At 67.8% G+C, this 11,776-nt stretch carries 9 protein-coding genes and 4 pseudogenes; 5 read left to right on the top strand and 8 right to left on the bottom strand.

Annotated features, from left to right (window positions below):
- Positions 1–18: 18 nt before the first annotated feature.
- From AB0G01_RS22875 to AB0G01_RS22865, 3 genes and pseudogenes are all read right to left on the bottom strand, one after another.
- Positions 19–207, bottom strand: a complete 189-nt coding sequence (locus AB0G01_RS22875) for a hypothetical protein (protein ID WP_360948632.1) — start codon at positions 205–207, stop codon at positions 19–21.
- Positions 208–257: 50 nt separating this feature from the next.
- The gene (locus tag AB0G01_RS22870; protein ID WP_360948714.1) at positions 258–2,627 is read right to left on the bottom strand and encodes a phosphoketolase family protein; all 2,370 of its coding nucleotides are present in this window, start codon (positions 2,625–2,627) and stop codon (positions 258–260) included.
- Between the two features lie 303 nt (positions 2,628–2,930).
- Positions 2,931–3,023: pseudogene (locus AB0G01_RS22865) on the bottom strand (IS5/IS1182 family transposase); the annotation flags it as partial.
- Between the two features lie 73 nt (positions 3,024–3,096).
- Between AB0G01_RS22865 and AB0G01_RS22860 the strand changes: the two are divergent.
- Entirely contained in the window at positions 3,097–3,333 is a 237-nt protein-coding gene (locus tag AB0G01_RS22860) for a hypothetical protein (protein WP_360948630.1), read from the top strand.
- Between the two features lie 44 nt (positions 3,334–3,377).
- Here AB0G01_RS22860 and AB0G01_RS22855 read toward each other — a convergent pair whose 3' ends face one another.
- The 3 genes from AB0G01_RS22855 to AB0G01_RS22845 are packed head-to-tail and all read right to left on the bottom strand — an operon-like array spanning position 3,378 to position 6,296.
- Complete coding sequence (locus AB0G01_RS22855) at positions 3,378–4,049, bottom strand: response regulator transcription factor (protein WP_360948628.1); 672 nt, start codon at positions 4,047–4,049, stop codon at positions 3,378–3,380.
- The gene (locus tag AB0G01_RS22850) at positions 4,025–5,152 is read right to left on the bottom strand and encodes a hypothetical protein (RefSeq protein ID WP_360948626.1); all 1,128 of its coding nucleotides are present in this window, start codon (positions 5,150–5,152) and stop codon (positions 4,025–4,027) included. Before AB0G01_RS22850 ends, AB0G01_RS22855 begins: the two co-directional genes overlap by 25 nt.
- Entirely contained in the window at positions 5,145–6,296 is a 1,152-nt protein-coding gene (locus tag AB0G01_RS22845) for an ATP-binding protein (RefSeq protein WP_360948624.1), read from the bottom strand. Before AB0G01_RS22845 ends, AB0G01_RS22850 begins: the two co-directional genes overlap by 8 nt.
- An 869-nt stretch (positions 6,297–7,165) precedes the next feature.
- Between AB0G01_RS22845 and AB0G01_RS22840 the strand changes: the two genes are divergently transcribed.
- The gene (locus tag AB0G01_RS22840; RefSeq protein ID WP_360948622.1) at positions 7,166–7,552 is read left to right on the top strand and encodes an SH3 domain-containing protein; all 387 of its coding nucleotides are present in this window, start codon (positions 7,166–7,168) and stop codon (positions 7,550–7,552) included.
- Between the two features lie 218 nt (positions 7,553–7,770).
- Here the strand turns inward: AB0G01_RS22840 and AB0G01_RS22835 are convergent, their stop codons facing one another.
- Positions 7,771–8,043 (bottom strand): hypothetical protein, encoded by a 273-nt coding sequence (locus tag AB0G01_RS22835; RefSeq protein WP_360948620.1) that lies wholly within the window; start codon positions 8,041–8,043, stop codon positions 7,771–7,773.
- Between the two features lie 223 nt (positions 8,044–8,266).
- Here AB0G01_RS22835 and AB0G01_RS22830 point away from each other — a divergent pair.
- A pseudogene (locus AB0G01_RS22830) lies at positions 8,267–8,509 on the top strand (IS5/IS1182 family transposase); the annotation flags it as partial.
- Positions 8,510–8,828: 319 nt separating this feature from the next.
- Here AB0G01_RS22830 and AB0G01_RS22825 read toward each other — a convergent pair.
- A pseudogene (locus tag AB0G01_RS22825) lies at positions 8,829–9,071 on the bottom strand (transposase); the annotation flags it as partial.
- 226 nt (positions 9,072–9,297) lie between these two features.
- Here AB0G01_RS22825 and AB0G01_RS22820 point away from each other — a divergent pair.
- Both AB0G01_RS22820 and AB0G01_RS22815 read left to right on the top strand, forming a co-directional pair.
- Positions 9,298–9,458: pseudogene (locus tag AB0G01_RS22820) on the top strand (IS256 family transposase); the annotation flags it as partial.
- A 33-nt stretch (positions 9,459–9,491) separates the two neighbouring features.
- Positions 9,492–11,696, top strand: a complete 2,205-nt coding sequence (locus tag AB0G01_RS22815) for a tetratricopeptide repeat protein (protein WP_360948619.1) — start codon at positions 9,492–9,494, stop codon at positions 11,694–11,696.
- Positions 11,697–11,776: the final 80 nt, after the last annotated feature.

Below are 11,776 nucleotides of genomic sequence, written 5' to 3'. Positions count from 1 at the left end.
CCTCGACTCATGCGCACGTCAGCGCTCCCGGTCAGCGTCAGCAGCCCCGGACCGCCGCTCCAGCGCGGTGGCGACCTCGTGGGGCGCGAGGCGTTCGCGCTCCTCCAGCCACAGCACCAAGTCAGGGCGGACCGTGCCGGTGAAACGCGTGCCGCCGTGCCCGACCCGGTGGCCCACCGCGTCGAGCGCACCCCGTCCGTGAAGCACGTCGACGAGGTGCGCCGGGACGATCGCCCCCGGTTCCGACCGGCGCGACGTCAGCTCCGCTCGGACCAGGTCCAACCCGAGATCGCCGGGTCGTCCTCGCCGTGCTCGCGGGTGTGGCGGCGGGCGTCGAGCCGGGCGTCCGCCATCCGCCGGCGCAGGACCGCCGCCCGACCGCCCAGTGACGGCACCCGGTCGATGACGTCCATGACCAGGTGGAAGCGGTCGAGGTCGTTGAGCATCAGGATGTCGAACGGCGTGGTGGTGGTGCCCTCCTCCTTGTAGCCGCGCACGTGCAGATTGCGGTGGTTGGTCCGCCGGTAGGTGAGCCGGTGGATCAGCGACGGGTAACCGTGGAAGGCGAAGACCACGGGCTTGTCGGTGGTGAACAGCGCGTCGAAGTCGCGGTCGGACAAGCCGTGCGGGTGTTCGGTGTCCGGCTCCAGCCTCATCAGGTCGACCACGTTGACGAACCGGACCTTCAACTCCGGCAGGTGCGTGCGAAGCAGTTCTGCCGCAGCCAAAGCCTCTGCGGTGGGCACGTCGCCCGCGCAGGCGAGGACCACGTCCGGTTCGCCGTCGGCGGTGCTCGCCCACGGCCAGATCCCGAGACCCCGCGTGCAGTGCGCGACCGCCTCGTCCACGTCCAGGTAGGTCAGGGCGGGCTGCTTGCCCGCGACGATCACGTTGACGTAGCCCTTGCTGCGCAGGCAGTGGTCGGCCACCGACAGCAGCGTGTTGGCGTCCGGCGGCAGGTACACGCGGACGATCTTGGCCTTCTTGTTGACGACGTGGTCCAGGAAACCGGGGTCCTGGTGGGAGAAGCCGTTGTGGTCCTGACGCCACACGTGCGAGGACAGCAGGTAGTTCAGCGAGGCGATCGGCGCGCGCCACGGGATGGATCGACTGGTCTTGAGCCATTTGGCGTGCTGGTTGAGCATCGAGTCGACGATGTGGATGAACGCCTCGTAGCAGTTGAACAGCCCGTGCCTGCCGGTGAGCAGGTAGCCCTCCAGCCACCCCTGGCACAGGTGCTCCGACAGGACCTCCATCACCCGCCCGTCGGGCGCGAGGTGGTCGTCACCGGGCAGGGTGGTGGCGTTCCAGGTCCGATCGGTCGCCTCGAACACCGCCGAGAGGCGGTTGGACGCGGTCTCGTCCGGGCCCATGATCCGGAACCGGTCGGGGTTGCGGACGACGATGTCGCGCAGGAACCCGCCCAGCACTCTGGTGGCCTCGCTGGACTCGACGGCGGGGTGGTCCACCGGCACGGCGTGGTCGCGGAAGTCGGGCATGGTCAGGTCGCGCAGCAGCAGGCCACCGTTCGCGTGCGGGTTGGCGCTCATCCGCCGCGACCCGCGCGGCGCGAGCGCCCGCAGTTCGGGGATCAGCCGACCGTCGAGGTCGAACAGCTCTTCGGGCCGGTAACCGCGCATCCACGTCTCCAACTGGCTGCGGTGCTCGGCGTTGGTGCGCGTGGCGGTGAGCGGGACCTGGTGGGCGCGGAACGTGCCTTCGACCGGCAGCCCGTCGACCTCCTTCGGTCCCGTCCAGCCCTTCGGCGTGCGCAGCACGATCATCGGCCAGCGTGGGCGCTCGTGCGGTCCGGAGGTTTCGCGGGCGTCGCGCTGGATGGTCTTGATGTCGTCGAAAACGGTGTCCAGGGTGTCCGCGAGCATCTCGTGCACCGTCAGGGGATCGTCGCCCGCGACGAAGTGCGGGGTGTAGCCGTAGCCGCGCATCAACGCGGCCAGTTCGTCGTCGGGGATGCGGGCCAGCACCGACGGGTTGGCGATCTTGTAGCCGTTGAGGTGCAGCACCGGCAGCACCGCGCCGTCGGTCATCGGGTTCAGGAACTTGTTCGAGTGCCAGCTCGCCGCCAGCGGGCCGGTCTCCGCCTCGCCGTCGCCGATCACGCACAGCACGGTGAGGTCGGGGTTGTCGAACGCCGCGCCGAACGCGTGCACGAGCGCGTAGCCCAGCTCGCCACCCTCGTGGATCGAACCGGGCGTCTCGGGCGCGACGTGGCTGGGGATGCCGCCGGGGAAGGAGAACTGCCGGAACAACCCCCGCATCCCCTCGACGTCCTCGGTGATCGACGAGTAGACCTCGCTGTAGGTCCCCTCCAGGTACGCGTTCGCCACCAGGCCGGGACCACCGTGACCGGGACCGGTCACGAACAACGCGTTCACATCACGCTGGTTGATCACCCTGTTCAGGTGCGCGTACAACAGGTTCAACCCCGGCGTGGTCCCCCAGTGCCCGAGCAACCGCGGCTTGACGTGCTCGGGCGAAAGCGGCTCACGCAGCAGCGGGTTGTCGAGCAGGTAGATCTGCCCGACCGACAGGTAGTTCGCCGCCCGCCAGTACGCGTCGATCAACTCCAGGTCCGACCGCGTGCGGGTGGGAGCCGGTTCGGTCAGCGTCACGGGGACTCCTCGTCGGTTCGACCGCCCGTCGGACGGCCGTGTGCCCACCACCCTCGTCCGCACCCGCAGCCATGAGCAGTGCCGCCGGCCCCTGCTCGACCGGGACCTAAGCCCCCTGCCCGAGGTATGCGCCACGGCCCACAGCCGTGTCAGGCGTGGATCAACGCCAACGACACTTCTCCCTGAGGGATGTCTCGTAACCGATCTTGTGGGTCGTGCCTGGTCTGTCTCGGTCAGCCGATGACGGTGGGGTTGTGCAGGCGTGCCATGCCGGAGGCGTGGTGAGCGGTCCAGTCACCTCTGGCGGCCGGGCCGCCCGTCGGCGATCGACTCGCCACCGCGTTCGGCCACCAGGCGCACCAGCTTGCGGAACTGTCCTGACCGCATCATCCCAGCCGGTCGTTCCACGAGTTACGTGACATCCCTCAGAGCGGGGGTGTCGCCGCGTCGGGAGCATGTCCGGGTGATCGTGTCCCTGCTGTACAAGATGACCCGGAGATCGCTGTCCGTCCCGGCGGTGCTGCTGCGCAGCGAAGCGTGTCGGGGTGGGGTAGTGAGGGTCGCAAGGTGGGCGATCGGCGGCCGTCCGGGCGATGTGAATGCCTGCAATGCCGTACACATCCGGCTACGCGAGATGGCGGAGAACGTCGTGCGGCGGATCGACGCCTTGCTACGCGTGTGCTCCTCACCCCACGGCTGACCGATACATCCTCCGAAGCTACGACAACTCCTACGACCACGTGTTCAAAGCTGATCGACGTCAATGAGCTCATCTTGAATCGCACGGGCCACCAGAGCGGCTTTGGTGGAAGCTTCGCGACCGATGTCCGCGTATTTCATCCGGACGCGTTCCAGGTGCGAGTTGACCGTGCTGACCGAGATGCCGAGCCTTCTCGCCACCCGTTCCTTCGAGTCCGACTGGAACCAGGAGACCAAGACCTCGTACTCGCGGGCCGACAGGGCTGGGCGGGTCGATCTCCGGTCGGCGGCCAGCGCTCCCGCCATGGTCGGCGGGGTGTAGCCCCGGCCTTGGGCGGCGGCGCGCACCGCGTCGACCAAGTGCTTCTCGCCTTCGGCCTTCGTGAGGTAGCAGAGCGCACCCAGTTCCAGCGAGCGCAGCGCCAGATCGTCGCTCGCGTGCATGGTGTAGACGATGACCCGCCTGCCCGTCCGGGCAAGCCTGCGGACCTCACGGAGGGTCGGGGGTCCGTCGAGCTGGAGGTCGAGGATCACGACGTCGGCATGCGCCCCCGGACCGACCCAAGCCTCCCGGACATCAGCCGACGAGTCGACCACCTGGACCGGCGGGGTGGCCGTGGTGAGCCACAGTTGGACGCCCGCGCGCACCGCCGGGTGGTCGTCGATGACGACCGCTGTCGTCCGGCGCTCTGTCAGTCGTTCGGTTGCCGTCTCCACAGTGCCTCCACCCACAAGGTTCCATCCTCCGTCGAACTGGTCATCTCGATCCCCGTCGAGTGCGGGATCGTCAGGTGCTCCCGGCTGGTGCCGGCGACGATGGCCACCCTCGTCGTGCCGGCGGTCCGCAGCAGTGTCACGTGAGCGGTGTTCACGGCCATCGCCAGCGCCGTCATCACCGGTTCGGTCAGGGCACGCCGGACTTCCACGGGAACCGCTTGCGCGGGACCGCTGATCCGCAGCTCTACCACGAGGCCGTTTCGCTGGGCGACGTCGACGCACGCCGCCAGCTCGTGCCCCAGCGAGTCCGAGACGCTGTCGCCCTCCGCGAGCAACCTCCTCAGCCGCGCCGCGCCGAGCGCGCAGAGCTGCCTGCTCTGTTCCGCCTCGACGTCCAAGGTCTGGTCGGCGAGGCCCACCAGCAACGGCAATGCACCTCCCAGTTGATCGGCCCGCCTGGACCGGTTTCGGCGTTCGAGGTCTTCGGCGATCAGCTTGTCCGTGATCAGGCCCGCCCGCTGCACAGCCAGCTCGGCAGCCATGGCGGCACGCACGCGGGAGAAGTGGACGGCGATGGCGACAGCGAGCTGGAAACCGAGGACACTGGACACGGCGGTGCCCGCAGCCGCGAACGCTGCGGCGGTGAACGGGGCGATCAGGACGTAGAGCACCAGGTTGATCGCGGCGTTCGCGCCGAGCGCTACCGCCACCGTCGGCAGTGTGCACGTGGTGAGCAGGAGTAGCAGCGGCCATCCGGCCAAGCCGAAGGTCCAGTGCGCGTCTTCGAAGAACCGGTCACGCGGCACCGCGAGAGATCCTCCGGAGGACGCGACGAAGATCGCGACCGTCCCCACGACGGTGAAGGCCGGTGGTAGTGGCCGTAGGCGCAGCACCCACCACCCACTGCCGAGCGTTACCGCCGCGATGACCACGAAAGCCGTGACAGCGACCCATGCCGGTCGGTAGTGGGGCAACCAGGTCGCCAAGGCACGAGAGCTGAGCGCGAACTGCACGAATGCCGCGACAACGAGCAGTATGATGCGTAAACCGCCGGCGTATTGCTCGACCGAGGGTTTCGGTGTCAGGGCCGCCACGTCACGCACCGGGCCACATCAATCGGACAGTCGCCCCACGACCACGCTCGGAGCGCACCTCGGCCTTCCCGCCACAAGACGCCATTCTGTCCACGATGGACAAAGAGATGCCATGACGAGTCAATGGTACAGCCCCCGGGTCGAACCCGATTCCGTTGTCGGTCAGTTCGAGCACGACGCCACGACCTGCCGCGGCCACCCGAAGCCGAACCCGCCGCACTTCCGCATGTCTTTCCACATTGGACATCGCCTCACGCAGCGCGCGCAGCAGTGCGAGCGCCGGACCCAAAGGCAAAATCGCCTGACATGTCCCGATGACCTCTACTGCCAACGGGCTTTCCGCGACGACCGCGTCGACCAACGCGGTGGAGTCCACCACCTCGGTGGTCGCGAGCATGTCCACGCGGTGGCCCAGGATCTCCAGGTCGCGTCGCGCATAGCGGCTCAGTTCCGCCGCAGTGGGCCGCGAATGGGTACTCGCCGCGACGAGCAGAGTCGCCGACGCGGTGTCGTGCAACAGCGCCAGATATTCTTTTTCCTGCCTGCGGCGCGAGACGTCGAGTGCGATCTGCCGTTCCATCTGCTGTTTCTCTTCGCGCATGCGGTCGAGCCTGCGTGCGTTGCGCAACGCCAGCCACGTACAGAACCACGCCGCCCCCGACTCGGCGGCGATCCGGAACGCGAGGGCCGTCGACGGCACATCCGGGCGTTGCCCGAACGCGTCGGCGACGATGAGCACTGCGCAAGCCGCAGCCGCAGCGGGTGCCGGCCACTGCCACTGCAAGGTGATCGCAGTGATGGAGACGATGGCAAAGGACCATTCGTTGGGGTGGAACGCTGTGGGACTCGACGCGAGTACGGGCTGTAGCACGGATACCGCCACCGCGAAGAGCACGGTCGCGCAGCCCGTCGAGTACGTCCGTTTGGCGCTGGCGGACAGGCAGTCCGCCACGGCGAAGACGAGTCCAATGCCCGCGAGGGCCAAGGCGAGTGGCCGGGCGCTGATCGGGGTCGCGCTCGCCGCCAGGGTGCTGACCACCGCAACCACGAAAGCGCGGATGAGACAGGCCAACCGCCAAGTCGACTCGACGTAGGTCCTCTCGAACGATATGGCAACGTCGACGACGCCATCACCGCGTAAATCCTTCTGCATCGAGCTCCCGAACGAGGCAGTGCGCACTGTTGGACGTGCCCTGCTGCCATGAAAGAGGTGGGTGACGCACCGGTAGTCCCGACTATCGCGTAGACGAGAGTTGCCGACGATCCATGCGGAGTGATCATGGAATGGCCACCGGGTGAACTGGCGTGGGATGAGCGAGTCAGGTCAGGCGCGCAAGTCAGGATGCCCTCCATCCTGCGGCATGCCGAAGGTCAATGCAGGCTCCTGGAACGAAGTCATCCGGCGGGCGGCTCAAAATTTTCCGCAGTCACAGTCGTATGAAGTCAAGGGTAGCCCCCGAGTCCGACATTCGGCAGCCGTTTGCGGTACTTCGATGCGGCAACTCTCACCCGTCCGGCCGAGACGCGTGGGGCACTCGGTCGACCTGCGAACGACCCACAGCGACGGTGGTTGCGGCGGCGCTACGGTTCCAATAGCGCGCTGAGGACGCGATGACGTCGGGTCCAGACAAAAGCACGCGACAGGAGGAAAAGGCCAGGTCCACACTCACCCGGGCACCAGTTTCCGCCGCTACGCACAAACAGGGCATCACCGCCCGGGTCGTCGAGTCGATCAGGCGGAAGGCCGACGACGGACCCTTCCGTTACGACGCCAGGTTCCTGGCCGCGCATGGTGGGAACCCAACCACGAGAAAGCCTCGATGACCAGGGTTGCATCTGACCAGGGGCGCTGTGCTTCTTTCGGGTGAAACTGGGACGAACTACGCGTGCTTCATGTGCATGGTGAACGACAGGGTGTTCGTCGAAGGTTGAAAACGCTGGCCATTCGATCGTGACAACCTGCGGGGTTTCGCCATTCGATGTTCGAATCCCATTTGAAAAATCGTTATTAGGGGGATAATCGTGAAAATCATTCTCAAGGCGTTCGGTGTCGGGTCGGTCGTGGTCGCCGCCGCGTTCATGACCACTGCCTCTGCCAACGCCGTGGCCGTCAAGCCCTCTGCGGGGCAGGTGGGTGCCACCCACGCGGCGTGCGGGGCATCCGCACCTGCCGACAAGGACGGTGGCTCGTGGAACACCACCGGGTACGGGGCGAACATGCGCAACGGATCGTCCACCGGATGCGCCACCAACGGTGTGGCGGGCGCGGGTGACCGGCTCGACTACCACTGCTACACCGACGGTAACGACGGCTTCACCTGGACCTACGCGCGCAACGTCACCGACGGCAGGAGCGGGTGGGTGCGCGACAACCTGCTCGGCGACAACGGCAGCTACGTCGCCTGCTAACACCCGCCGGATTCTCGAAGCGGTGAGCGCGAGCCCACCGTCGAGGACGGCCGGACATGGTGCCTGCCGATAGACCACGACGCGAAGACCCGGCACGCTCCTGCCCGTGTATGGGGGGGTGCCGGGCTTTGCGTTGTCGACGAGTCTCGTCGTGGCCGGTCGCCACGGGCACGTCGGCCCCGTCCGGTCGGGGGAGGGCACCGGCCACGACGAGAGCTTCAGCAGGGCCGGTCGACCCGCAGGTCGTGCGCCCGGTCGAAGACGGCGGGTTCGTCGTCGACCAGGCGGTCGGCGAGCCCCTGGAGCTGTTCCACCCCGCCCGGCGGGACGAAGTCCTCTACCAGGTTGACCAGGATCTCCTCATTCCCCTCGACCGCCGGCAGCCCGTCGACCACCCACACGCCCGGGTCACCGACCACGGCCAGGATGGCGTCCAGAGGCGCTTGCCGGTCCTCCTCGACCTTCCCGCGTTCGGCCAAGGCGTCGCGCATCCGCCGCCCGCCCTGCTCTCCCGAGTCGAGACAGCCTGGTCGAACAACTGCACGACCTCGTCCAGCACGTCCACCGCCGACCGTGCCAGCAGCGTCACCAGGATCGGATACCGGCGCTGTGGATCACGCCGCACCAACGTCTGCCCGGCGAACCGGCACCGGCATCCCGGTCCGTTGCGGATGGCAACTCCAGTTTTCAGGCAGCCGACACGCTGTGAACTGTTCGCGGGCAATCTTGGACGCCGTCTCGATATGGGCAAAAGGGGGCGATATGACCGGGCCGAACCCGGTCGACCGCGGCAAACGGAGCTCGAAGATCCATGTTGTGGCCGACCGGACCGGCCTGCCGCTCCCGGCCCGGCGCTTACGCCCGGTGAAGCTCCACGCGGACAAGGCACACGACACCGACCACCTCCACCGCTGGTTACGCCACCGCTGCATCGTCCTGCGCATCGCGCGCAAAGGTGGCGGTGCCAACCGGTCCAGGAGCGGCCCTCGAAGTGGTCCAGACCGAGACCGTCCTTGAGTTCGCGGTAGTCGTGGTCGATCCGCCACCGCATCTTGGCCAGTTTCACCAGGTCCCGCAGGCGGATGTCGACGGGCAGGGTTGAGAGCCGGTAGTCGGTGGGCTCGGCCGCGCCGGTGGGCCACTCGGCGAGCAGCCAGCACTCGGGCAGGTTGCCGTCCGGGTCTTTGGGGATGTGCCGGTTGGCGGGTCGGATCCGCAGCGCCAGAAACCGGGACCGCATCCGCCCGGTCGGGTTGCCCGCGCTCTTGTGGGAGCCGTGGTGCCAGACCACGAACCGGCCCGCCGACCTGCCGGCGGTCATGACCAGGGTCTTCAGATCGGTCGGTGGGCCGGGGTAGCGCGGTACCGGCCGGCGACCGACCCCGTTGTAGGAGGGCGTCGCCGGCGACGCCCCGGCTGGGTGGGCGGTGGCGATCGGGTTGACCGCCGGCACGCAGGTCAGACCGCGCTCGGTCAGTCCCTGCCGGACCCGGCGTCCGCGACGACCTGGGGGTGTCAGAAGTCGGTCACGCAGCCTGGCCTGTGCTTATGCTGCTGCGGGTTCGTACTCGTTGCTCAGGCCGCTGAGGACTGGTCGGCAGCGTGTCGACGTGTAGCCCGGCTCGGCGATGGGCTGGTCCGGTCGTGGTGGCGTGAGTTGCGGTGCTTGGTGAGGTCGGCGGTGGTTGTGGTGAGCCGTATAACGGTTCACCACTGCCCGCAGGTGGTGTTCGTTGATGATGGGCAGGCGGTCGGTGGCTTCGCGTCTGTCTGTGCCGACGAACCGTTCGGCGTCATGGCCGTCATGAGCCTCGACCCGACCGGCACCGGACGCAAACGCTGGACCATGCGCTGGAAAACCGCCCTCATCGTCTTCGACGACAGCCTCGCCGCCGGACGCGAGTAACAGCCGGCGGTGCGGGCGGGCACACTTGAGGTCATGGCTGAGGAGCTGGGTCGCCGAAACGAGGTCGGCGGGGCGGTGACGGGCACGGTGGTGCAGTCCGGGTCGATCCACCACGTGACGCTGGCAGGAGTTGCGCGGTCTGAGCCACCGCCGGTACCGCCGCGGCAGTTGCCGTTGGCCGTGCGGGACTTCGTCGGTCGTTACGAGCAGTTGGCTGCACTGGATGCGCTGCTGTCGACAGCGTGTGCCGATGGTGGAGCCTCGGGTGCGGTGGTGATCTCGGCGGTCGACGGGCTTGCCGGAGTCGGAAAGACCGCGCTGGCCGTGCACTGGGCGCACCGGGTGCAGGATCGTTTCCCCGGCGGGACGTTGTACGTAGATCTCGGAGGTTACGGTCCAGGGGAACCAGCCACGCCCGGCGAGGTGCTCGACGGGTTCTTGCGGGCACTGCACGTGATGCCGGAGCGTATCCCGATCGGGGTCGAGGCGAGGGCTGGGCTGTTTCGGTCGCTGTTGACGGGTCGACGGATGTTGATCGTGTTGGACAACGCGAACTCGGCTGAGCAGGTGCGGCCGTTGCTGCCGGGCAGCCAGGGCTGCATGGTTCTGGTGGCAAGCCGCGACAGCCTGATGGGGCTGGTTATCGCTGCGGGGGCGACCCGGGTGACGGTCACGCCGTTGGCGGCGCAGGAGGCCGTCGAGTTGGTCGACGGGACCGTTGGTCGGTCGCGCGCGGAGGCCGAAGCGGATGCGGTGCGGGAGTTGACCCGACTGTGCGACCGGCTGCCGTTGGCGTTGCGGATCGCCGGCAGCCTCATCGCCGCCCGGCCCCACCTGCACGTTGCCGACGTGGTGGCCGAGATGAGAGATGGCCGCGGTCGGCTGGATGCGTTGAGCACCTCGACAGACCAGGCGACCGCTGTCCGCGCGGTGTTCGGCTGGTCCTATCAGAAGCTCGCCGGCGAGCACGCCCGGTTGTTCCGCCGGCTCGGCCTTCATCCCGGGACCGAGATCGGAGTTCACGCCGCCGCTGCGGTTGCCGGACTGACCGTGTCCCGAACCCGCCGACTGCTCGGCGAACTGGCCGAGGTGCACCTGATCGAGCCGACAGCATCGGACCGCTACCGGTTGCACGACCTGCTGCGTGCCTACGCCGCTGAGCGGGTCGAGCAGGACGATTCACCCGAGGACCGGGGTCGCGCGGTCCAACGCCTGATGGATTGGTACGCGCACACCACGGCGGTCGCCGATCGCCTCGTCTACCCCGCCCACCTGCGCTGGTTCCCCGACCTCGGTGAGTCACGGGGCGGGCTGCCGGCCATGGACGGTCGAGCCGGCGCGCGCAGCTGGTTGGTCACCGAACGGGCGAACCTGATCGCCGCCATCCGCTACGCCGCCGAACACGACATGGCGCACTGGGCGATATCCCTCGTGCACAGCCTCGAAACCTGTCTTTACCATGACGCCTACTGGGATGAAGTGTTCGAGGTGTGCGCCCTGGGGATCGCCGCCGCTGACCGTGTCGGCGACCGTGCCAGCCACTGCTGGTTCCTCAACCGCTCCGGCTGGGCGCGTTTGCAGGTATCGGGTTGGGACCACGCCGTCAACGATCTGCACCGCGCCCTGACCCTGGCGCGCAGCCTGGACAATCCGTATTTGGAAGCGTACGCCCGCAACGATCTTGGCATGGGCTGCTTGCGGCGGAACAGCTATGCCGAGGCGCTGGAGTATCTGGGCCCAGCCATCTCACTCAGCCGGGGAACCGACAGCGGCCGGCAAGAGGCGTTCGTGCTCTGCAACGTCAGCAGCGCGTTGGCGGGGCTCGGGCAGTACCACCGCGCCCTGGAACACGCCGAGCGCAGCCTCGTTCTGCACTGCCAGGCCGAAGACCACGAAGGGACCGTCTTCACCCTCAACCAGCTGGCCCGGATATGGCAACAGCACGGAGACCACGCCAAGGCGATAGCACTGTGCGAGGACGCCCTCGCCGCAACCCGCGACTACGCCTACCTCCCAGACCTGGCCGCCACTCTCGACACCCTCGGGAGCTCCCTGTACCACACCGGCGACACCCGAGGTGCCGAAGACTGCTGGCTCAGAGCACTGGAAATCTATAACGACTACGCCGACCACCGCATCCCGGACCTGCGCACTCGACTGCACCTTCTCCAAGCAAACGGCACCACAACCAATGTGGTGCCGGACCGGCAGGTCAATCTGGCCGACCCCCCGGATTAACGACCACGCCGAGGACGACCGACTCCGGCCACGCGGGGAGAACACGTCCCGGCGCAACCGGAGCCACGACTGGTGCGACC

The sequence above is a fragment of the Actinosynnema sp. NPDC023587 genome (assembly GCF_040640215.1).
GTDB lineage: Bacteria > Actinomycetota > Actinomycetes > Mycobacteriales > Pseudonocardiaceae > Actinosynnema.
Note: the sequence above shows the minus strand (reverse complement) of the source record. Positions and strands in the feature narration are given on the sequence as shown.